We start from the raw sequence: 22,752 nt of genomic DNA on the forward strand, positions 1-22,752 counted from the left end.
AAGGAGTGGGTCTCCGGCAGAGCTGATTTGGGATACCGAATTGAGCATTATGTTTGAGTAGGTGGCGTGGCGGATGGTGGTGTCTCGTCATGACTCAGGCTGGCTGTTTGACTGCTGTCATACAGGCGTAATAGCAAGGCGACGGCCAAGGCGGTCGCTGAAAAAGCAACCACGATTCCCGTAATTACTAAAGCATGTGGTACGGGATCAACGAGCATTGTTTGGGCTGCGCCGCGTCGTGCAACGACGCCGAATAATAGAAAAATGCCACTGCCCATTAAGTTAAACGCTAGAATTTTTCGCAAGGGCTGCGGATGAACAATAAAACCATACAGCCCTAAACCAATTAAAAGCGCGCCACATACGCCAAATAGTGTCGTTGAACTCATTCAGAATCGCTCCGCTTGGGAATGCCAATCACCAATAAAGCTAAGGTCACTGCGATTGAAATCATTGAGGCTAATTCAATCGCGATGATAAGTGGTTTGGCGATATGCTCTGGATAGGCTAAGAAGGCTTCCGCGAGTGGTAGCCCTGCGAAACCAATCACTAAAAACACCACAGTGCCGAACACTAAGCTGATTCGTAAACTGCGACGGCTGACCGCAGGTAAATCAATCAAGCCAGCCATCACTAGCAGTAGCGCCATTGCAGCCAATAAGGTTCCTGCTTGAAATTTGCCGCCCGGTAGGTCTGCACCCACCCACAAAATATATACCGCGATGACGATGCCAATTGGCGGAAGCAGCCGTGCTAAGTAAGTGAGTATGCCATTGGGCTCATTTTGGATGGCTATTCCGGGTTTTCCTCCCCAGTATTGATCTGGAGTCAGCGACCAGACTGCAATTAAGGCCAATACCAAGACAATCGCTTCGAGTAATGTATCAGTGGAGCGGAAGGCGAGTAGTACCGCAGTGACAGGATTTCCTAGGCCAGTACTCGCCATATTCTCAGCGACGTACGGCACCAGCGTTGGGCCTGTTTCAGGTAGTGTGAGCACGACAAACACTAATCCGGCGGTCACCACGATTGAGAGTAAGGCAGCAGCCCCGCGAGTTATGCGGTTTGGCCATTCGGCGCGCAGTGGAGCTTCTGTTGGACGTAATCGCATGGCTGCACCAATCAGTAGTATGCCAGACAGTCCGCCACCAATTGCGGCTTCAGTTAAGGCGGCGTCAATCGCATCTAAGCGCACCCAAACTAGTGCTAATAATAAGCCGTAAATGGCAAAGCCAATTGCTGCTGAAAACGTATCGCGAACTGCGATAATCCAGATTGCCAAAAGCAAAATCAGCACGAACAAACTGTAGTCAAATAGGAGTCCCATGTTCGCTCCTAATCGCCTGAGCGGCGTGCAAACCGCGCAATCAGTTGTGAAACGACAGCAGCCATCAGCATGATGAGCAGCCATATTCCAATTAATTTGAGTGCAACTAAGGGGCTAGAGACTCTGGGTAGCAGGCCGATGATGATGAGACCGAGTCCCAGATTGTCTGCTTTGGTTAATGCGTGTAGGCGGGTCAGCGTATCGGGAAAGCGTAAAAATCCGACCGTGCCGGCTAAAAAGAAAAATACGCCAGCAGCAACAAATACAATCGTAAAGAGGTTAAGTAGCGTATTCATTCTTGCTCGCCATCGTCGCGCTGGTCACCTGAGGCGGCCGCTTTCACAAACGCAATCGATGCCATTGCTGCCAATAAGGCTAAGCTGAGTGCTACATCAATAATGGCAGTTTCATTGCTTGCTGCGCTGAGTAATAACAAAATAGCGACGCCGCCGGTGCCAATCAATTGCGCAGCAAGTACACGGTCAACATCACTGGGCTCACGAAATAGCCGATACAAACTTAATGCAGTTAGCAGTAGGACTAAACACGCGGCAGCCATTAAAAACTCATTCATTGCTGTGATCGTCCTTTAGCACGGGAGCGAGCAATTGTTCTTCATGTTTTAGGCTTGCGCAAACATCAGCATTGATGTCTAAAACGTGATATTCCAGATGTTTAGAGCTTTGACCGCAAGGTACGGTGCCAGGCAATAAGCTGGTAATACTGGCAAAAGTGTTTCGTAAGAAGCCCGCGGAATGATTTACTGGGTACTGGATTAGGCCTGTGTTTAAAGGCATTTTGGGATCTAGCGCTCGTCGCGCCACATCCCAACCCGATAGAACCGATTGCCAGAGAAAGTGTGGAAAAAACAAAGCGAGCTGCCGTAACTGAACAGATTGCACTTTCGGTGGCATCAGCCAGAAGCTGACTTTGCTTGCCACCAGTGCTGCAATTCCGCCTACAATGAGATCTGCTGTTTTGCCAAACCCCATCAATACAATCCAAAGCACCATCAGTAAGGCCCATCGGATTATTGCTACGGCGAGTCTAGATTTCATTTTGTCGCTAACTCGGTTGGTGTTTCTGCTTCTGCCGATGATTTCGCTTTTGGTGGCTTGCCACCAAATACAGCAACGTACATTGCAGGCAGGAAGACCAAAGTCAGTAAGGTTGCAACGAACAGTCCACCCATAATCGCAAATGCCATTGGTCCCCAGAAGACCGTTGGTGCAATCGGAATCATCCCTAAAATAGTTGATAATGCAGTGAGCATCATTGGGCGTAAGCGAGACGTGCTTGATGCAATCACGGCTTCCCAGATGTCTTTACCGTCTTTGCGATCACTTTCAATCTGGTCTATTAAAATTACGGCATTTTTAGCAATCATACCTAACAGCGCCAAAATACCGAGAATTGCAACAAAACCCAGCGGACGACCTGATATCAATAGCGCGCCGACAACCCCAATTAAGCCCATTGGCATCAGTAGCACGACCATGCCAAGTCGGCGGAAGCTCACCAGTTGCAGCATCAGTAATGCAAGCATGGCTGCAAACATTAATGGCACAACTGCTAAAACTGAAGCTTGAGATTTTGCACTTTCTTCGGCAACACCAGCGAGTTCAATTTTGTAGCCTTTAGGTAGACTTGCATTGAGCTTTTCGATTTTGGGCGCTAATTCAGTTACTACTGCATCAGGCAATATACCTTCTCTAACATCCGCCATAATCGCAATCGTTGGCACGCGGTCACGACGAGAGATACGTGGTAATTCTTGAGTTTCTTTCAGCGTCGCGATTTGACTGAGTGGTACATTTTTTCCATTCCGTAGCGGAATTTGTAATGTACGCAATGTGGCAAATGAAAGTCGCTGATCATCATTCGCACGCGCTACGACATCAATCAAATAAATGTCATCGCGGACTTGGGTGATTGTCGAGCCAGATATCGCCATGTTTAGTGTTGCCGCCAAGGAAGCAGAGCTTACACCTAGTTGTCTTGCCTGATCTTGATCGATTTCAAGTCGTAGTTGGCGAGACGGTTCCATCCAGTCAAAATTAACCATGCGTGTGTTAGTGCTGGAGCCCATAATTTGAGCCACGTCACGGGCAATTTTCCGAACCTCATCAGGATCTTCACCGCTGGCGCGATATTGAACTGGCCAGCCGACGGGAGGCCCTAGCTCGAGCGGTGAAACGCGAGCTACGACTTCAGGAAACTCGTTAGCGAGCGCTTTTTCTAATTTATCTTGTAATCGCAAGCGTGCATCAAAGTCTTTCGCGACCACGACAAATTGACCCACAAATGCATCTGGCGTAAGTACATTGAGTGGCAGATAAAAGCGGATTGCGCCTTGTCCAACATAAGCACTCCAGTGATCGACATCTGGATCATCTTTGAGAATCTTATCAAATCGCTTAGATAGATCTTCACTCGCAAAGATCGAGGAGCCTTGCGGTAGATTCAGATCAACCAGAATTTCTGGGCGATCTGACGATGGAAAGAACTGTCTTGGTATAAATTGCGAGGCAAAAAGAGCAGCACAAAAAGCTGCTATTGTTAAGCCAATGGTGAGCCACTTTGCTTTTAAAGCTGCGTTTAAGAACGCGCTAAAGCCTTTTAATAAAGCACTCGGTTTAGGATTTGCCTCGACTTTAGGTGCTCGCAGTAAAGCCATGCCAATTAAGGGGGCAAAAATCACAGCAACCAGCCAAGAAACCAATAGTGCAATGCCAACAACAGCAAAAATGGAAAAGGTATATTCACCGGCAGAGCTTTTAGCAAAACCGATGGGTAAAAAGCCCGCAATCGTAACCAAAGTACCAATGAGCATTGGCGCTGCTAGCGCTTTATAGGCATAAGTTGCGGCCGCTTCTTTCGGTTCACCCATACCTAGGCGGCGAATCATTGCATCAACTGTCGTCATTGCATCGTCTACCAGCAGGGCTAGCGCAATAATCAATGCCCCTAGTGAAATCCGTTGCAGGTCAATTCCGTAGATTTGCATCACGATAAACACAATTGCCAAGGTCAGTGGAATCGTCAATGCAACGACTGTACCGGGTCTTGCACCTAGTGTTACAAAACTCACTGCGATAATGATAAGAATCGCTTGCCAGAGGGAGGTAATAAATTCGTTAATGGCAACGTCTACTGTCACTGCCTGATCGGAAACTAAAAATGATTCAATGCCGATTGGGAGTGTGGCCTGAATTTCAGCCATCTCTTTTTTAAGGTTTTTACCAAGAGCAAGAATGTCTCCAGAGTCACGCATTGCAATTGCTAAACCTAGGGCGGGCTTGCCATTGACGCGGAACATCGGTTGCGGTGGGTTTGAGTAGCTGCGCTTGACTGTGGCGATATCACCGAGTCTGACCATGCGGTCGCCAACGGCAAAGTTAAGTGCCTCAATATCTTTTTCTGAGTCGAATGAGCCGGAAACCCGTAGTGCAATGCGCTCGCTCGGTGCATGCAAAACTCCTGATGGACTAACCACATTTTGCGCACGCAATGCTCTGGCTATTTCGCCATAATCTAAGCCTAGTCCTGCAATTCTTTCAGTAGAAAACTCGATAACAATTTGTTCGTTCTGAAAGCCAATGATGTCCACTTTTGATACATCTGGTACATGAAGTAGGCGTGAGCGGGCATTCTCAACAATGTCGCGCAATTCGCGTTGCGAGAAACCATCAGCAGTGAAGCCATAAATGGTACCGAAAGTATCGCCAAAATCATCGTTAAACGCCGGTCCAAGGACTCCTGCAGGTAAAGTGCCACGAATATCATTGACATTATTACGAACACGCTGCCAAGTGCCTTGTACTTCGCTTGGTGGCGTAGAGCCTTTTAAATCAACGAAAATCGTTGTTAATCCAGCTCTTGTCACGCTGCGAACCGTATCAACGTGGGGAATCTCTTGAACTCGGCGTTCGATTCGCTCTGTCAGCTGTTTCTGGGTGTCTTCAATATTTGCACCCGGCCATGCTGCATTAATCACCATTGTGCGGAAGGTAAACACCGGATCTTCCGCGCGCCCTAAGCCCAAAAAGGCGGAAATGCCGCCAACTAAGGCCATAATCATTAAAAAGATGATTAATGATCGGCGGTTAATTGCCCATTCGGATAAATTGGGTCCGATCATTTATCACCTCGAGCAGTATTCACTTTTTGATTTGGGCGTAATGCTTGCACCCCTGCGGTCACGACTATGTCACCTGCATTCAGTCCTTTACCGACGGTGACACTAGCAAGACTTGAATGAACAACGTCTACGTTTCTTAAGTTGACTAGACTGGTTTTGGGGTCAACAACCCAAACAGCTGTTGAATTATTTGTGCGATTTAGTGCTGAGCTCGGAATTTCAAAGCCCGGAGGGGTGTCAATTTTAATTCGGCCCGTCACGGTTGTGCCAAGGCGCATCGCTGCGGGAGGATTGATAATTGACACACGGACACGGAATGAGCCCGTAATGGGGTCTGCTCGTGGAGCGACTTCACGCACACGACCTTCTGCTGTAACTCTTGGGTCAGTCGCTAGACTAATCGTGATTTTGGGGTTTTCTGGCGCCGTTTCTTTCAGTTGCGGTGGAATATTAAAGACAGCATCTAAGCCATCGTTGGTTGCAACTTCTACTACCATCCGCCCACCTTGTACTACTTCCCCAGGCTCGGCACCAACGGCAGTGACAACCCCGGTGACGCCTGATATTAATTTCGTAAAACCTAAGCGCGTTCTTGCAATATCTAAATTGGCTTTCGCGGAGTTAAATTGTGCTTCAGCGCTTTGTGCTTGTTGCACAATGCGATCAAAAGCGGCTTGAGAAATGAAATTTTGGCTGAGTAAGTAGCGATTACGTTTTTCATTGGCACGGGCTTCAATGAGTAATGCACGTGCGCCTTCGACATTTGCTTCTGCAGCAATCACGCCGCTTTGCTCTGTTTCAGGGCTTAGCACAGCAACTTCTTGCCCTGCTTTGACTTGATCGCCCACATCGACTGAGCGACTGACCATGCGTCCATCGACGCGGAATGCAAGATTGACCTGATTCTGGGCTTGCACTGTACCCGAAAGGACAGTTAAATCAGTTCCGTCGGTTTTGCCAACTGTGATGGTCTTCACTGTGCGTACTTCAACCGGTGGTGCTTCATCTGCGGGCTTGCACGCGACGAGGGTTGAAACTGCAACTGAGAGTGCGATGGTATTTCGCATGATCAGTGTGAATTTCGCATCAATTATTGACATAAACATGGCTTCCAATCAAAAAGATGGGTTGGTTTGATGTGCGCTGTATTGGTAAACGTTTTGCACAAAATATTAGTGAGTAAAAATTTCTAAATTATTGAGATTCAAAATTTCAATAAAAACAACGGTTTCAGCTGATTTATACGAAAAAACCTCACCCAAACTTTGCTTGGGTGAGGTTGATACTTAAATAATCAGTATCTCATTGTGCTTGTTGCATTTTCTTAGAAATCAACTGGATCCCGAACGATTGGGCAAGTCATGCAATGTCCACCACCACGGCCACGGCCCAATTCTGCGCCGACAATCGTAATGACCTCAACGCCTTCTTTACGCAACTGAGTATTGGTTTCAGTGTTACGGTCGTAGGCAAAGACAACGCCAGGAGCAACTGCAACAAGGTTATTACCACTGTCCCATTGCTGACGTTCTGATGCGTAATGATTGCCTGCTGTTTCAACGACACGCAGTTTTTTGAAGTTGAGTGACTCTGCGACTACATCGATAAATGATTTTTTCTCGATAGTGGCTTCAATGCCGCTTGGTTTATCGCTTGGGCGTAAGGAGATCGCGTGAACTTGGCTCATAAATTCAGGCGATAGTGTTACCACATCACGATCAGCAAACGTGAAAATGGTATCTAAGTGCATTGCGGTGCGTTTGCTTGGCATTGCTGCAATGATCACGCGCTCCGCAGCACCTTTTTTGAACAAATTGTTGGCCAATAAGCTGATGCCTTGGCGAGACGTGCGCTCACTCATACCGATCAACACCACGCCGTTACCAATTGGCATCACATCACCGCCTTCAATCGTCGCGCCACCAAAGTTAGTGTCAGGATCGCCAAACCAATATTCAAATTGAGCGCTGGTGAAGGTTGGGTGGAATTTATAAATAGCGGTGGTTAATAATGTTTCTTCTTTACGGGCAGGCCAGTAGAGTGGATTGAGTGTTACGCCGCCATAAATCCAGCAAGTTGTATCACGGGTATACAGTGTGTTAGGTAGTGGCGGTAATAGGTATTCGGTCACGCCGTGTGATTCGCGCACCAAATCAAGGTATCCGCATGATGAAAATTCATCCGGCAAATCCATTACCGAAACGCCGCCAATCAGTACCTCAGCTAAGCGGCGCGGGTCAAGGCTTTCTAAATAGGCGCGAGTTTCGTCAACTAAGCCAATCCCGACATTGGTTACTGTCACTTTGCGATCTAGAATCCACGCACGGGCTTCTGGAATCGCGACCGTTTCCGCCAATAGATTGTGCATTTCCAGAACTTCTACACCACGGTCACGCATTTTGCTCATAAAGTCAAAGTGGTCACGTTTAGCGTTCTGTACCCACATAACATCGTCAAATAGCAGTGAATCGTTATTGCTCGGTGTTAAGCGTGTATGGGCTAGGCCTGGGGCGCAGACCATGACTTTACGTAGTACACCAACCTCTGAATGAACACCAAAAGCAGTTGCTGCTGTCATTTTAAATACTCCTTATTGGGTATGATGAGCTTAAATCGCGATTTGGCCAGTTGCTAACGCAACAATACCGACGACTGCGCCAACACTCGTTGCGATAAACATGCCTTTCTCGATTGGGTTAAATACAGTATTGCCTTGTTCACGTTGCGCCATGATGAACATGATTGAGCCTGGAGCAAAAAGAATACACGCCAGCAAAATATGCTTGAAGCCGCCAGAAAACAGCATAAACAGCGCGTACAGTGTAGCTACGGCTGCAATTTTCATATCGCGCGCTAAAGCCGCGGCGTCATCTGCGTAAGATTCGCCTTTCTTGGTCAGTTTGAGCGCATACGCAGCGACTAATACGTATGGAATTAATGTCATTGCGCTGGTCATATCCAATGCAAGATTAAATGCTTCTTGGGCAAATAAAGTAGAGAGCAAGAAAACTTGTACCAGAATATTAGTCACCCAAAGTGCGGTTACGGGGACGCCATTGCTGTTTTCACGTGCTAGAAATTCTGGCACGAGTTTGCTTTTCGCTGCTGCAAATAACACTTCTGCAGCTAGTAATGACCATGCGAGGAAAGCCCCCAATACTGAAATAATCAAGCCAATACTGACAAACCACGCGCCCCAAGGGCCTACGATATGGGATAAAACGCCAGCCATTGAAGGTTGGCGCAGAGACGCTAATTCAGGACGAAACATTACGCCAAAAGGAAGCAAGGTCACAAGTACTAGTAAGCAAAGCACACCTACAAAGCCCATTACTGTGGCCCAACCCACATCTTCACGTTTTCTGGCAAAGCGCGAATACACGCTCGCGCCCTCAATACCAATAAATACGAAGACTGTCACTAACATAGTGCTGCGAATCTGGCCGAAAATGTCGGCAAAGCTATAAGCACCACCGCCCCAGAAGCTGGCAACAAACAAGTCTTTTTGGAAGGCAAATGCAACAATAATCAGGAATAGAATCAGGGGGATGATTTTGGCGATGGTGACAACTTGATTGATGAAGGCGGCTTCTTTTACGCCGCGTAAAATCATAAAGTGGAAGGCCCACAAGATAATTGATGAGAAGAAGATTGCCGATACTGTATTGCCATCGCCAAACATCGGCACGATAGCACCAATGGTTGATTTTATTAGAATAAAGTAGGTAACGTTTCCTAAGCAGGTACCAGCCCAAAAACCAAAAGCAGCAATAAACCCGGCGTAATTACCAAACCCTGCAGTCGCATAGCCGTAAATGCCGGTGTCAATTTCAGGTTTGCGTACGGCAAGAGATTGAAAGACAAACGCCAGCATTAACATCCCGCCGCCAGCAATAATCCAAGAGATAATCGCACCAAATGGTCCTGTCGCGGCTCCAAATCGAGCTGGGATTGAAAAAATTCCAGCTCCCACCATAGACCCAACTACCATGGCGGTAAGGGCGAGGCGCGAAATTTTTTGATCAGATTCTGTACTCATCATCTCTCCTGGATTTTGCTTTCATTAGATTGAGTTTTTATGTATGAGACTAACTATTTCTCGTAATATTGACTTATTACAGTGAGAGTCGTTTGAAATCTATAGTAATTCACTGTATGTGTCAAAAGCCTATCGTCAATATCGTATTTCACTGCCTTGTTCTTTATTTGTGCACTAAATGTGGCACACTGTTACTATTGCCTGAAAATTTTAACTCATTTTAACTATGAAATATGTAAGTTTGAAGAGGTTGACGTGAAACTTAAACCTATTTTCTTTTTGCTGGCTGTAACTCTTGCTGGTTCTGTTCAGGCTGTCGATTTAATTGATGCTTGGCGTGCAGCTCAAGCTTACGATGCAAATTTCTCTGCCGCTAAATCAGCCCAAATTGCTGGCCAGGAAAAGGCCATTCAGGGGCGATCTTTATTGCTGCCGCAAGTTGGCTTGGGCGCAAATTTGAATCATGCGCGAATTGACAGTTCACCTGGCAATCCCACCCCAACCAATCCGCAAGTAGATAAATCAGGGCAAACCTATGGATTTAGCGTTCGCTTAACTCAGCCTATTTATCGACAAGACGCGTTTGTTGCGGCCGATCAGTTGTCTAAACAAACTGAGTTGGCTGATTTGCAATTTCGTGTGGCCGAGCAGAATTTAATTCTACGTGTTGCACAGAGTTATTTTGATGTGCTGACTGCACAAGAAAACGTGGTTTTGTCAGCGGCACAGCGCGAGTCGGTCGCGCAACAGCTTGCGCAAGCAAAGCGCTCGTTTGATGTGGGGTCAGCAAACATCAATGATGTGAATGCTGCGCAAGCAAGATATGACGGCATTATTGCGACTGAGATTATTGCTGCGAATGAACTCGATATTCGACAAAACGCTTTTCGCTTGCTGACGAATTTGAATTCCGATCAATTGGCGACTGCGGCGAATAATATTGAGGCAACTTTGCCGGTACCGAATGATTTGAATGAGTGGCAGGCGCGCACTGAAACCGGCAGTTTTGAGTTGCTGGCTCAGCGTTTGAATTTAGATATCGTAGCGAAGAATATTCAACTGTATCGTTTGCAAGATACGCCAACTTTAGATCTAGTCGCGAGCTATGGTCAGAACTTTGACAGTAATGGTTTGGCGCGTAATGGAGGTACGGATCGATTAGGCACAGGCGTCATCGGTTTGCAATTTTCGGTACCTTTGTATACGGGTGGTCGTCGTTCATCCCAATTGCGGGAAAGCTTAGCTAATCGTGATCAACAAATGGATCGTGTCGAAGCCACACGTCGTGATGCGTTACAAACTAATAAGCAAGCGTTTCTTGGTGTCTCAGCAGGAGCAGCGCAAATTAGAGCACTGCAACAAGCCTTGGTATCGAGTAAGTCCTTATTGGACTCAACCAAGTTGGGTCATGAAGTCGGGGTGAGTACGATGCTGGATGTGCTCGATGCCAATCAGCGTTATTACGAAACGCGTTTTCGTTTAGTGGTCGCTAAATACAATTATATTTTCTCGACACTGCAGCTTGCAGCATCGACGGGCGTACTCAATGAGCAGGTGTTGCAGCACGCAAATCAATGGTTTGTCGCAACACGCTAATTGATGTCGATGGTAAAAAAGCCCAGCTGTGAAGAGATTTCGACAGCTGGGCTTTTTTATTGTGCTGATTGTTTAAAACGAACCAAACATCGTACCCAAAATAATCACTACCACTAGCGCAATAATCGCACCAACGATGCAGCTCATGACGATATCAAAATAGCTCTTACTATGCGTTGAGCCACATAAAGTCAGTAATGTAACGATGGCACCGTTGTGCGGTAGACTATCGAGCGTGCCTGCACCAATCACGGCGACACGATGGAGTAAGGCCGGATCCATGCCGATTTCAGTCGCTAACTGCAAGTAACTTGCTCCCAATGCATCAAGTGCAATCGTCATCCCGCCCGATGCTGATCCAGTAAGCGCAGACAGAATATTGGTTGAAATCGCTAATGAAACGAGTGGACCGCCTTGAATAGATAAGACCCAGTCTGTGATTAGTGAGAAGACCGGCATCGCCGCAACCACTGCGCCAAATCCAACTAAACTTGCCACACTTAAGATCGGCAAGCTGGACGCATTAGCACCAGCGGCTACGCTTTCGCGTAAATTGCCAAGGCGCTGGTGGTTGCCAATAATCAGTACAACAATGGCCGAGAGTAGTGCCACAATCACCGACCAGACGCCACTGACAGATGAAAGACTAATGCCACCCCATTGTGAGCTTTCTAGAAAGCTCGTGTCCATCCTCGGCAGGATCACCATCGACATTAAAAAATTCACCAAAATCACGACCAGCAACGGTAAAACAGCGATAAAAATACTCGGTGTTTGAGCACTATGGCAGCCAGTATGAATTTCATGAGGGTCAAAAGCGTCGGACGTTGCCGCACGTTCTCGTGTCATTGCGCTATCGGCGATCTCGGCGACTTTTTCAGTTTGGTCTGCGGCATCGACTCTGCCATAGCCTTCTCCGGCTAGGCGAGCTTTGGCTGCAGCTCTCAGCAACCACCACATGCCAAATGCGAACATGACGACTGACGCAATCAGCCCTAAGCCGGGTGCGGCAAAAGGTGTGGTACCAAAAAACGGCATTGGAATCGCATTTTGTACCGCAGGCGTACCCGGCATTGCCGACATGGTGAATGTAAATGTGCCTAAGCCAATCGCAGCTGGCATTAAACGATAAGGAATATCGGCTTTGCGAAACAAGCCTTGTGCCATCGGCACAATAACAAAGAAAGCGACAAATAGGCTCACGCCGCCGTAAGTGACTAATGCGCCCGCTAAAACGACAGCCAAAATTGCGCGCTCAATACCGAGTTTTTCAGTCATAAAGCGGGTAATTTCGGTGACTGAGCCGCTATCATCCATTAACTTACCAAACACCGCACCCGCCAAAAAGAGCGGAAAAAATTGCGCCACAAAAACACCCGCGGCACCCATGAAGGTCTGAGTCCAGTGTGCCAACATCGGCTCTCCTGAGCTCAGTGCCACAATTAGAGCGGCTAATGGTGTTAAGACCAATACACTCCAGCCCCGAAATGACATCCAGATGAGAAAGCCAAGCCCTAAGACAATACCTAGTAAGCCCATTTGCTTAAACCTCGGTCAGTAGACGATCAATATCAAGCGTAGAACGAACGCCAATATCGTTGCCATGTTTCGCTAAAAATGACTCGGCCGCTTTGCGCCCTTCGTCGCGCAGCATGCAAAAAAATGCCCACTCAGCGAGCATTTTTGATGACGCGCCCAACTGCAGCATAATGTCTTCACTCTCTACGCGGTGAATCCGCATCTTGGCCCATTGTGCGCCTTCGCCAGTGCTGGTTTCATTCGCGACTTGCCGCAAGAGTGCCGCCATGCGCAGCTCTTTGATTAGCGGTGAATTAAATGAAATTTCATTGAGACGATTATTGATTTCATTGGGGGTGCGTGGTGTTCCTGACCTTGCGACTGGGTTGATAGTCACTAGAATCGTATCGTCAGATTCGCAGTCGCGCACTAGCGGTGTAATGGTGGGATTACCAGTAAAGCCGCCATCCCAGTATGGCTCGCCGTCAATTTCAACCGCTTGGAATGTGGTGGGCAAGCAGGCGGATGCCATCAGGACATTGGGGGTAATTTCGTGATTACGGAAAACTCGGCCTCGGCCAGTATTGACATTGGTGGCCGTGATAAAAAGCCGTGGTACGCTGGTACTGGTCAGTCGCGTGAAATCGACACATTCTCCTAAAATCCGACTGAGTGGATTTTCGCTTGGCATGAAGCTGCTGTAGGGGGAGAGTAGCCGAGTTGATAATTCAGCAGCCATAAAGGCGGGCGAATAATCCAGCGTCCACATGCCAGTTAGAATTTCAATCGGTCCACGGCGAAATGGGCTCAGTAGAGCCGCATCTGCGACTGAACGCCAGAATTTTTCTAATGCTTTTTTGGCTCCTTCACGTCCGCCTGCGGCTAATCCATCCGCCATTACAGCGGCATTCATTGCGCCGGCCGAGGTGCCGGAAATGCCATCAAATTCTAGCCAAGTTTCTTCCAAGAACCGATCTAAAACGCCCCATGTGTAAGCACCATGCGAGCCGCCACCTTGTAATGCGAGGTCAACCAGCACGGTTTTACGATTCGTTTTTACTGCTGTTTTTGTGGATGCCGTCGTCATTGTGAGCCTTGTCAGTCAAATAGATGAATAGTCAGAATGGTGTTTTGAGCGTGTATTGTTGTGGCCTGTTTGGCTCTTCGACTGTTGCACGAATTTCTGAATCACTATCACTTGCTAAATAGATTGCATGCTTTTTTATGGGTATTTGCTTTTGAGCTTTGTTTAATAAAGACTGTATTGATATACCTGTACTATGTTGCTGTGCAGCATAAATATATGGCTATTTTAACGCAGCTTAGTTAAAAAGAAAGTTAAATTTGAGTAAATACAAAGATTTAGTTACAACTGATGCCATGCTTCGCTTTAATGATTGCAAGTAAGTTCGCAAGCGATGAGATGGGTTTTGCGATAGATCAGGGCGTTGCGAGGCTTAGGGTGGTTTGTGCTTGATGCTCGGTGCACATCGCCACTGTGAGTGGCAAACGCTTATCAGCGCTATGTCGGCGTGAATTGCTATGGATCGAATGTTTGAATAGCAACGGCATCAAATTCATTGATGCCGTTGGCTGTTTATTGATTTACTGCAGATGCTGATTGCTCGAGCGGATCAGCTGGGCGTTTGAGTTTGAAATCCAAGTTACGATTAAAAAAGTCACGTCCTTCATCAACTTCCTTAACCAGTGCTCTTACTGCGGGTTCTTCAAAACTAAATAAAGTTTCATAGAAATAGTCGTAGCTTTCTGGATAGGCAAACGCGGCCTCACGCATTAGCTTTTGGGCAATCGCTTGGTTGCCGCTTAAGGCTTCCATAATCGCCTGATCGGTCATTTGACCCGGATAAGGTCGCAGTGCGTTTAAATGCCGCAAAATACCGAGTTTCCATTTCATTTCACTTTGGCTGGCCACGATGTAATTTGATAAGCCGTAATCAGCGTAAAAATCAATCAGCGGGTTGTGGCGTAGCGTTTCTAATGTATGGATGCGTTCTGCGTTTACTTTTTCGTCTTTCGCTGGATCTAAAATCGGATAAATTTGCAGATAAAGCTGCCCACCTAAAACGGCAATCGTCAGCGCCACGCCGCCCCACATTGTCCAAATCACCCGCGCTACACTGGTGGGGAGCTTCAGGTTTGGTGCATCACTGCGTAGGAAAAATAAGGCTACCGCAAACGGGCCAAGAAAATGGAAGTACCATAAGGGGTATTCAACTAGGCTGTGCAGTAGTGATACCACTGCGAGCGATGCCCCATAAACAACTATTGGATTAGTCCATTGGCGGAACAAATTACAAAATGCCCAGACAATCCCACCAAGAATAATCATGCCACCAAAAATACCCGTCTCAGCAAGTAGGTTCAGCACGGAATTGTGCGCGTGCGTAAACAACACACTCTCTGACACAATCGCAAATTCAGGATTAACTTGCAGTGCCACACTTTGCGCGCCAAATGCGCCCCAGCCGATACCTGTCCAAGGATGAGCCAGAAACGCTTGCCATGCTTTATGCCATTCGACCAAGCGACGAGAGCCATTCGAGTCGATTCGGTCAAGCCCAGTTGGCACTTCGTTTTGGGCCTTGAGCATCGCTTGTAGCATTTCATTCACGACAGGCGCGATGAATTGCATAATCAGAATGAGCGCTGCAGCGATGGTGAGCGCTTTACCAAACTGGCGAACGATCTCGCCGCCGCGCCACCATAAAAATAGCCCCGCAGGTAGCCAAGCAAAAGCGTATAAAAATGGTGAACGGGAGCCGCAAAACGCTAAAGAGAGCGCTAACCAAGGAGCGACAATCCAGAACATCCACTTGGGGAGTTCATCTTTTTGTGTCACCAGATAAGCTGCACTCGCTAAGCCCCACGCTAAATAATGGCCATATAGATTTTTTTGCCCGATATTGCCAAAGATGAGCCGTGGTCCTTCTTGAATCAATTGCATGATTTGCGGGATGGCTAGGCCGGAGTTGAAAATCGACCCCGCTAATAAGCCCCATGCAAACATGGTGACCAGCTCATTTTTGTCATACACCGCAAATGCGCGGGAGAGCCCCCAAGCCACGCCACCCGCGCCCAAGGCATAAATGATGGGGTAGACGACTTCAGTGTGGTAATAAGGCTGGGTGATTAGCGCTTGCACGCCAATCCAGCTTGCAAAGGCAATCCAAATCAGGCTGGTCCAAGGTGGGTTTGATTTTTCACCGCGTGAGTTGGGAATAAAACCACCAGTGAGCGTAATTAAAACGCATAAGACAAAAGCAGCTAATTCAGAAGGAAAAACCGGATTTGGATTCCAGCGAAACGGAATACCACAAGGAACGGCTGCCAGTAAAAAAAGCAGCGTCTGCAAAATACGCAGTTGGATCATGGTTAACTCAAATAGGGATTATTCATCAATCGGGGGCTACAGGTTTCGGACGATACAGCATTCCGGCGATAAATACACCGAGTTCATACAGTAGCCATAAGGGAATCGCCAATAGCAATTGAGAAACGACATCGGGCGGGGTTACAACCGCGGCAATGACGAATGCACCCACAATGACGTAGGAACGAACTTCACGTAGCTTCTCAATACTGACCACGCCCATTTTGACCAATACAATCACGGCAATCGGTACTTGGAAAGTCACCCCAAACGCTAAAAACATCCCCAGCGCGAAATCGAGATATTCTCCTGAGTCGGGTAGCCACTGCATGCTCGTTGGCACGACTGAGACGATGAATTTGAATACGACACCAAACACCAGAAAATAAGCAAACGCCATGCCGATTAAAAATAAAAAACTGGAAGCAAAAATCAGCGGCACGATCAGTCTTTTTTCGTGCTGGTACAAGCCTGGAGCAATAAATGCCCATACTTGGTAGAGCGAGTGCGGAAGAGTCAAGACGAAGGCCACTAAGGCCGCAATTTTAACCTGCACCATAAATGGCGATGCAATGCCGATAGTGACTAATTTCTGCCCCGGTAGCACATGCGCCAACGGTGCAACCATCAGGTCGTAGAGCTGGGCAGAAAATGCGAAAGCAATAATAAAACCCAGCAAAAACACCAATACACCGCGCACTAAGCGCGTGCGAAGCTCTAATAAATGGCTAAATAAGGGTTGTAGATTGTCGTTCATCGCTTCGGCGTATCCGCCTCGCCGGTGACGGGGGAGGAGTAAGGTGTAAAAAGGGTGCTCATCATGGCCTAACGTCGATCACGGTAAGCACTATTGAGCGGCTGAATATTGCTCGCAAATAAGTCGAGCTGCCCGTATTCATTTTGCGCTGCTGCCACGCTGACTTCAGTGTGTGTTTCATCAGCGGCTACGGTTGGCGGCGTTTGTGCGCCCTCAGCTAACATGGCGGCTGCGTCTTGCAATGGCTGATGGATCGATTGCTGAATGTCATCCGCCTCTTTGCGCAAATCCGCTTCGAGTCGAGCCAACTCGCTCATTTGCATCTCTTGCTGGAGTTCCGCTTTGACATTGCCGATAAAGCGCTGAAGTTTGCCAATCAGCATGCCCGCCGTTCGCGCCACTTTGGGCATCCGTTCGGGGCCTACGACGATCAGCGTCACAGCACCGATTAGAATGAGTTCACCAAAGCTAACGTCAAACACAGGCGTAACCGTTGCATTCAGAGGATAAAGGGAGCAGGGACGGTGGCACCGTCCAGCGTGTGCTCACGATTAAGATTTGTCGTTGTCAATAACGCGGCCGACTTCTTTCTCGGCGGGTTTTTTCTCACCTTCTTCGCCTTCTTTCAGGCCATCTTTAAAACCTTTCACTGCCGAGCCTAAATCTTTACCGACAGAGCCCAATTTTTTGGTGCCAAAGACCAATACGATAATTACTAAAACAACGAGCCAATGCCAGATACTGAATGAACCCATGATAAACCTCAAAAAATATATGCTTGCTGCTGCAAAAAATAAAACGCTGCATAGGGTATATCTATGCAGGCTAATCAAAATAATGACTAGCGTCTATTACTCTTGCGGGGTACCTAAGACGTGCAAATGCAAATGGAAAACTTCTTGCCCACCTGCTAATCCGGTATTGATCGCGGTTTTAAAACCAGCCCCCAGACCTTGCTCACGAGCGATGACAGGGGCTAGAGCTAGCATTTTTCCGAGCAAAGCTTGATCTTCCATCGACGTGGTGAGCAATGACTCAATGTGGCGTTTTGGAATCAACAAGAAATGAACTGGTGCCGCTGGGCGAATGTCATTAAATGCGATGACATCATCGTCTTCATAAACGACTTTGGCCGGAATGGTGCCCGCTACAATTTTACAAAATAGGCAATCGCTCATTGGGTTAACCTTGTTTACGCGCAGCTTTTTCATCGATGCCGGAAATGCCTTCCCGACGCGCCAATTCAGCCAATACATCTTCGTGGCTTAATCCTTCGTGCGCTAGTAGCACCAAGGTGTGAAACCATAAATCAGCCACTTCGCGCACCAAATGCAGCTTGTCGCCGTCTTTTGCCGCCATGATGGTTTCAACTGCTTCTTCACCGACTTTTTTCAAAATCTCGTCAGTACCTTTGTGGAATAACTTCGCCACATAGGATGTAGACGGATCAGCCGAACGACGCTCAGCGAGCGTAGTAGATAGACGGTCAAGAATTTCAGCGGAAACCATAGGAACTCCTCAAAACGGCGATTATATTGCGTATACATTACAATTTCGTGGCTATTGTAACCCTGTGCGCGGGCGCTGTGTTTCTGCTGAATCAATTTTATTTGATTTTTGCCAGTGTTTGGGGCTCGGTACGCGATGGTTCGGTTTTATCTTCTTTTTGTCTCGGAATGGCACGGGACTTTCGTATATGATCATACAGCAGTGTTTACGTCGAATATGACCTAATTTGGTGCTGCTTAGAGCCAATTCAAATGTTATTGAAGAGATCGTGAGTTATGTTTGCAAAGATATTTAGTTTTTTTCGTTTCACGGTCATTAAACCAAGCCATTTGCTGGCAATTTTATCGATTATTTTAGTGTTGTTTGGTGTGGTGGCTTGGGGTTCATTAGCCTTGTATTGGTCTAATTTACCGTGGTGGACATTGCGCTTAGTGGTTTCGCTGGCATTTGCTGTGTTTGGGATCTGGGCGTTGTGGTTGTCGCGTCGTTCGAAGATGCGTTTTGTTTTTGCTGGCGTTTTTTTGCTGGTGTTGGCGTATTGGTGGGTAATTCCTGCTTCGCATCAGCGGATATGGCAAACCGAAGTTGCAGTGATGCCGCATGCTGAGATTGATGGTGATCGTGTTGTATTACGGAATGTGCGGAACTTCACCTATAAGACGCTGGACGATTTTACCGTGCATTACGAAGATCGCGAGGTGTTTCTATCTCATTTAACTGGCGTTGATTTCTTCATCTCGTATTGGATGCAGGGGCCTGTTGGCCATACGTTTTTGAGCTTTACTTTTGATAATGCACCGCCATTGTCAATTTCGATTGAAACTCGCCCCGAGTCACACGAAGGCTTTCATCCACTGGCGTCGATGTTTAAGCAGTTTGAATTGATTTATGTGGTTGGTGATGAAAAAGACATTGTTGGAGTGCGTACTAATCATCGCAAAGAAGATGTATTTTTATATCCTGTCCGCGTTTCAGCCGAAGGCGCACGGGCTTTATTCTTGATTTATTTAGAACGAATTAACGAGCTAGCGGCTAAGCCAGAGTGGTATAACTTACTCAGTAATAATTGCACTTTGAATATTGTTCGCTATGCCAACCGCGCTGGCCGGGTGGGAGACTTTAATATTCGGCATTTATTGAACGGCTGGATTGATGCCTATTTATATCATGCTGGATTTTTAGATACCGATTTACCATTTGATGAGTTGCGGCAACGTTCGCATATCAATGCTGCGGCACAAGCGGCGGAGGGTGATCCTGATTTCTCGAAACAGATTCGAGCGAGCTTGCCGATTGCTCCGGCTCGTGCAGCGAGTGCCCCTTAATTAGATTGAGATTGCTTTTGTATGTTTTGCGTAATGCAAATTCAGTAATATTATTCTGTGGTAGGTTTTTGCGGCATCATGCTTCGAATTCATGAGTGGTTCTATAATTCGAATTGATCAGCTGTGCGGGTTTTATGTTTTTAAATAAAGGAAATCAAAATGCAATGGTCTAAATCGTTAGTTCAAGCGCTGTTTGCGACATCATTGGTGTCGGTCGCAGGTGTAGCTGCCGCGCAATCAACAGTATCGTATGGCCGTATTACTGCGATTAATGCGGTAACTGAAGCCAATACGAATGCACAGGTCGCTGGCGCGGTGGTCGGTGGTACGATTGGGTTGGCATCAGGTTCTGGTCGCTCGGGTAGTAATCGAGCTTTGCGTGCAGTGGGTGGTGGTGTGGCTGGTCAGCAATTAACGCGCATGGCGACCAATTCACAAGCTTTCCAATACACGATTTTGATGAACAATAATCAAACCATCACCATGGTGATCGATCAAGGTGGCAAGCGCGTTGGTGATTGTGTATCTGTTGAGCAAGGTACGTTTAACAATTTGCGTCTAGCTGCTGATTCGCGTTGTACTGGCCGGGCTCAAGCACCTGTAGCGCGGAAAGATCAGCAAAATGCCAATGCGTGTGATGAAGCGAAACAAGGCTTGCTAACTGCAACAACTGATGCTGCTTTTGACCAAGCGGAACGCCGTGTACGCTTGCTGTGCGGATTCTAATCTAGATTTGAGTTGACAAAAAAAGACCACGCACAGCGTGGTCTTTTTTTGTCCGAAGAGAGATCAGTGAGAATGTCCAGCACCGTAAATTGACTTAGGGTCTTTGAGTACGTCTTCAGTGATCAACCATTCGCCGTCAGTCAAAGTACGGAAAAAGCAACTTTCGCGGCCAGTGTGGCAAGCGATGCCGCCTTCTTGGCGAATTTTGTAAATCAACACGTCGCCATCGCAATCGAGTTGGATGCTGCTCACGTGTTGAAAATGCCCTGATTCTTCACCTTTGTGCCACAGTTTTTGGCGTGAGCGTGTCCAATAGTGAGCAGTATGCTTCTGTGCGGTAAGCGCGACGGCCTCTGCATTCGCATACGCAAACATCATGACGCGCCCCGTGTTTTCATCTTGAGCGATCACCGGTACCAGACCGTTGTCGTCCCATTTAATTTCAGCCAGCCATGCGGGTAAACTCATAAGCGCACCTCAATCCCCGCTGCTTGCATCGCGAGTTTAGCGTCGCGAACTGAATATTCACCAAAATGGAAAATACTCGCCGCCAATACTGCATCAGCGTGACCTTGGGTAACGCCGTCAACCAAATGCTGCAAATTACCCACGCCGCCAGAGGCAATCACCGGAATGCTGACCGCATCCGATACCGCACGCGTCAGTGGCAGGTTGAAACCAATCTTGGTGCCATCGCGATCCATGCTGGTGAGCAAAATTTCACCCGCGCCCAGTTGCTGCATTTTTAGCGCCCATTCGACGGCATCTAGACCGGTGGCGCGGCGGCCACCGTGGGTGAACACTTCCCAGCGGCTATTGGTCGCATCGGTGGCTTTGGCATCAATTGCCACCACAATCGCTTGGCTACCAAAACGGCTAGCGGCTTGCTCGACGACTTCGGGATTGGTCACGGCAGTGGTGTTGATGCTGACTTTATCGGCGCCAGCATTCAGTAGTCGGCGCACATCGTCAGGAACACGAACGCCACCACCGACGGTGAGGGGAATAAAAACTTGTGAGGCGACGGCTTCAATGACATGCAAAATCAAATCCCGATTGTCGCTTGAGGCGGTAATGTCAAGAAAGGTCAGTTCATCTGCGCCTTGCTCATTGTAGCGACGGGCGATTTCGACAGGGTCTCCCGCATCACGCAGTTCGAGGAAGTTGACACCTTTAACGACACGACCATTTGTCACATCAAGGCAAGGGATAATTCGTTTAGCTAAAGGCATTTTATGTCTGTGAGGAGTAAGGAGTGAAGGGTGAGGTGAGGCGCTGCGAAAGGTGTGCGGTTTTACTTTTCACTCCTAACACTTTACTCCTCACGCTGTTGCTGTTTCCAGTTCTCCCAGATCGCCGCCGCCACCTCGGCGTATTGGCCGCGGCCACCGGCAAATTCGGGAGTGAACCATTGAGTAAAAACATTAAATACTAATTGCTGCACATCATCGACGCTCATGCACTGCGGCAAGCTGCGCATGATGCTGCCGACTTCGGGCGCATAGCCTTCAGGTTCGCTGACGAGGCTGATCATCATCGGATCGTAGTCAAACAGTATTTGACACACTTGAGCAAACCACTCGGGGTGATTGCTACGTAGCCATTCGCCCGTTTTTCTTTCGTCGCTTGCCCAATCAAACCATTCTGGTTTTTCCATGCGCCCTCGCGGTGTCTTAGGCGGTGAGTTCGTCCGCTAGATCTTGTGCTTTAGCAAAATCAATTGTGCCTTCATAAATGGCGCGTCCGGTGATGACGCCTTCGATGCCTTCATCCGCCACTTCGCATAGCTTGCGTACATCATCAAGGTTAGTCAGGCCGCCTGAAGCAATCACTGGAATCGTTAATGCTTGCGCCAATTTCACGGTCGCTTCGATGTTTACTCCCGACAGCATGCCATCGCGGCCAATGTCGGTGTAAATGATGCTTTCAACGCCATAGCCTTCAAAGCGTTTGGCCAGATCAATCACATTGTGGTCGGTGACTTTAGCCCAACCATCGGTTGCGACCATGCCGTCTTTGGCGTCCAAGCCAACGATGATATTGCCAGGGAAGGCGTCGCACGCTTCGTGCAAGAAGCCGGGCTGTTTGATTGCTGCCGTACCAATAATGACGTAATCAATACCCGCATCAAGATACATTTCGATGGTTTCGAGTGAGCGAATCCCGCCACCCAATTGCACCGGAACTTCGCCTTTGATTTCTGCCAAAATTGCTTTCACTGCGGCTAAATTTTTCGGTTTACCGGCAAATGCACCGTTTAGATCCACCAAATGCATACGGCGGGCGCCTTGGCCTAGCCAATGGCTAACAAAACTCGCCGGATCATCAGAGAAAACGGTTGCACCTTCCATTTCACCTTGGCGCAGGCGAACGCACTGGCCATCTTTTAAATCAATTGCAGGGATAATCAGCATGATATGAGC

23 protein-coding genes and 1 pseudogene are annotated in these 22,752 nt (G+C 47.8%); 3 read left to right on the top strand and 21 right to left on the bottom strand.

Annotation, left to right across the window (positions count from 1 at the left end):
• Positions 1–47: 47 nt before the first annotated feature.
• The 9 genes from GM173_RS09000 to GM173_RS09040 form a co-directional block, all read right to left on the bottom strand.
• Complete coding sequence (locus GM173_RS09000; RefSeq protein WP_203571041.1) at positions 48–389, bottom strand: NADH-quinone oxidoreductase subunit K; 342 nt, start codon at positions 387–389, stop codon at positions 48–50.
• Entirely contained in the window at positions 386–1,327 is a 942-nt protein-coding gene (locus tag GM173_RS09005; protein ID WP_203571042.1) for a Na(+)/H(+) antiporter subunit B, read from the bottom strand. Before GM173_RS09005 ends, GM173_RS09000 begins: the two co-directional genes overlap by 4 nt.
• 8 nt (positions 1,328–1,335) lie before the next feature.
• A complete protein-coding gene (locus tag GM173_RS09010) occupies positions 1,336–1,623 on the bottom strand; it encodes a monovalent cation/H(+) antiporter subunit G (protein WP_203571043.1) in 288 nt (95 codons plus the stop codon).
• A complete protein-coding gene (locus GM173_RS09015; protein ID WP_203571044.1) occupies positions 1,620–1,901 on the bottom strand; it encodes an MrpF/PhaF family protein in 282 nt (93 codons plus the stop codon). Before GM173_RS09015 ends, GM173_RS09010 begins: the two co-directional genes overlap by 4 nt.
• Positions 1,894–2,385 carry a Na+/H+ antiporter subunit E gene (locus GM173_RS09020; protein WP_203571045.1) on the bottom strand — a complete coding sequence of 164 codons (492 nt, stop codon included), beginning with the start codon at positions 2,383–2,385 and terminating at the stop codon, positions 1,894–1,896. Before GM173_RS09020 ends, GM173_RS09015 begins: the two co-directional genes overlap by 8 nt.
• Entirely contained in the window at positions 2,382–5,468 is a 3,087-nt protein-coding gene (locus GM173_RS09025; RefSeq protein ID WP_203571046.1) for an efflux RND transporter permease subunit, read from the bottom strand. The genes GM173_RS09020 and GM173_RS09025 overlap by 4 nt, the downstream gene beginning before the upstream one ends.
• The gene (locus GM173_RS09030; protein WP_203571047.1) at positions 5,465–6,568 is read right to left on the bottom strand and encodes an efflux RND transporter periplasmic adaptor subunit; all 1,104 of its coding nucleotides are present in this window, start codon (positions 6,566–6,568) and stop codon (positions 5,465–5,467) included. The genes GM173_RS09025 and GM173_RS09030 overlap by 4 nt, the downstream gene beginning before the upstream one ends.
• 224 nt (positions 6,569–6,792) lie before the next feature.
• The gene (arcA, locus tag GM173_RS09035; RefSeq protein WP_203571048.1) at positions 6,793–8,046 is read right to left on the bottom strand and encodes an arginine deiminase; all 1,254 of its coding nucleotides are present in this window, start codon (positions 8,044–8,046) and stop codon (positions 6,793–6,795) included.
• A gap of 30 nt (positions 8,047–8,076) precedes the next feature.
• Positions 8,077–9,507, bottom strand: a complete 1,431-nt coding sequence (locus GM173_RS09040; RefSeq protein ID WP_203571049.1) for a basic amino acid/polyamine antiporter — start codon at positions 9,505–9,507, stop codon at positions 8,077–8,079.
• A 255-nt stretch (positions 9,508–9,762) separates the two neighbouring features.
• On the opposite strand from GM173_RS09040, the gene GM173_RS09045 reads away from it, so the two are divergent.
• Positions 9,763–11,103, top strand: coding sequence for a TolC family outer membrane protein (locus GM173_RS09045; protein ID WP_203571050.1), 1,341 nt, complete (start codon positions 9,763–9,765; stop codon positions 11,101–11,103).
• A gap of 72 nt (positions 11,104–11,175) precedes the next feature.
• Here GM173_RS09045 and GM173_RS09050 read toward each other — a convergent pair whose 3' ends face one another.
• The 8 genes and pseudogenes from GM173_RS09050 to GM173_RS09085 form a co-directional block, all read right to left on the bottom strand.
• Complete coding sequence (locus GM173_RS09050) at positions 11,176–12,642, bottom strand: GntP family permease (protein ID WP_203571051.1); 1,467 nt, start codon at positions 12,640–12,642, stop codon at positions 11,176–11,178.
• 4 nt (positions 12,643–12,646) lie between these two features.
• Positions 12,647–13,708 carry a patatin-like phospholipase family protein gene (locus tag GM173_RS09055; protein WP_203571052.1) on the bottom strand — a complete coding sequence of 354 codons (1,062 nt, stop codon included), beginning with the start codon at positions 13,706–13,708 and terminating at the stop codon, positions 12,647–12,649.
• Between the two features lie 510 nt (positions 13,709–14,218).
• The gene (locus GM173_RS09060) at positions 14,219–16,012 is read right to left on the bottom strand and encodes a PglL family O-oligosaccharyltransferase (RefSeq protein ID WP_203571053.1); all 1,794 of its coding nucleotides are present in this window, start codon (positions 16,010–16,012) and stop codon (positions 14,219–14,221) included.
• A 25-nt stretch (positions 16,013–16,037) separates the two neighbouring features.
• Complete coding sequence (tatC, locus tag GM173_RS09065) at positions 16,038–16,769, bottom strand: twin-arginine translocase subunit TatC (RefSeq protein WP_203571054.1); 732 nt, start codon at positions 16,767–16,769, stop codon at positions 16,038–16,040.
• A 334-nt stretch (positions 16,770–17,103) separates the two neighbouring features.
• Positions 17,104–17,251, bottom strand: a pseudogene (locus tag GM173_RS16405) (twin-arginine translocase TatA/TatE family subunit); the annotation flags it as partial.
• A 69-nt stretch (positions 17,252–17,320) separates the two neighbouring features.
• Entirely contained in the window at positions 17,321–17,524 is a 204-nt protein-coding gene (gene tatA, locus GM173_RS09075; RefSeq protein WP_203571056.1) for a Sec-independent protein translocase subunit TatA, read from the bottom strand.
• A 96-nt stretch (positions 17,525–17,620) separates the two neighbouring features.
• Positions 17,621–17,947: a histidine triad nucleotide-binding protein gene (locus GM173_RS09080; protein ID WP_203571057.1), complete on the bottom strand. Its 327-nt coding sequence runs from the start codon at positions 17,945–17,947 to the stop codon at positions 17,621–17,623.
• Positions 17,948–17,951: 4 nt separating this feature from the next.
• Positions 17,952–18,278, bottom strand: coding sequence for a phosphoribosyl-ATP diphosphatase (locus GM173_RS09085; protein WP_203571058.1), 327 nt, complete (start codon positions 18,276–18,278; stop codon positions 17,952–17,954).
• 275 nt (positions 18,279–18,553) lie between these two features.
• Here GM173_RS09085 and GM173_RS09090 point away from each other — a divergent pair, with 275 nt between their 5' ends.
• Positions 18,554–19,603, top strand: a complete 1,050-nt coding sequence (locus GM173_RS09090; RefSeq protein WP_203571059.1) for an Lnb N-terminal periplasmic domain-containing protein — start codon at positions 18,554–18,556, stop codon at positions 19,601–19,603.
• Positions 19,604–19,762: 159 nt separating this feature from the next.
• Positions 19,763–20,329 (top strand): hypothetical protein, encoded by a 567-nt coding sequence (locus tag GM173_RS09095; protein ID WP_203571060.1) that lies wholly within the window; start codon positions 19,763–19,765, stop codon positions 20,327–20,329.
• 63 nt (positions 20,330–20,392) lie between these two features.
• Here GM173_RS09095 and hisI read toward each other — a convergent pair whose 3' ends face one another.
• The 4 genes from hisI to hisA all read right to left on the bottom strand — a co-directional run bounded on the left by hisI (position 20,393) and on the right by hisA (position 22,743).
• A complete protein-coding gene (hisI, locus tag GM173_RS09100; protein ID WP_203571061.1) occupies positions 20,393–20,797 on the bottom strand; it encodes a phosphoribosyl-AMP cyclohydrolase in 405 nt (134 codons plus the stop codon).
• On the bottom strand, positions 20,794–21,561 hold the full coding sequence (hisF, locus tag GM173_RS09105) for an imidazole glycerol phosphate synthase subunit HisF (protein WP_203571062.1): 768 nt from the start codon (positions 21,559–21,561) through the stop codon (positions 20,794–20,796). Before hisF ends, hisI begins: the two co-directional genes overlap by 4 nt.
• Before the next feature lie 83 nt (positions 21,562–21,644).
• A complete protein-coding gene (locus GM173_RS09110) occupies positions 21,645–21,986 on the bottom strand; it encodes a hypothetical protein (RefSeq protein ID WP_203571063.1) in 342 nt (113 codons plus the stop codon).
• Between the two features lie 16 nt (positions 21,987–22,002).
• The gene (gene hisA, locus GM173_RS09115) at positions 22,003–22,743 is read right to left on the bottom strand and encodes a 1-(5-phosphoribosyl)-5-[(5-phosphoribosylamino)methylideneamino]imidazole-4-carboxamide isomerase (protein WP_203571064.1); all 741 of its coding nucleotides are present in this window, start codon (positions 22,741–22,743) and stop codon (positions 22,003–22,005) included.
• Between the last annotated feature and the right edge of the window lie 9 nt (positions 22,744–22,752).

Origin of the sequence: Deefgea chitinilytica (assembly GCF_016881405.1) — a bacterium.
GTDB lineage: Bacteria > Pseudomonadota > Gammaproteobacteria > Burkholderiales > Chitinibacteraceae > Deefgea > Deefgea chitinilytica.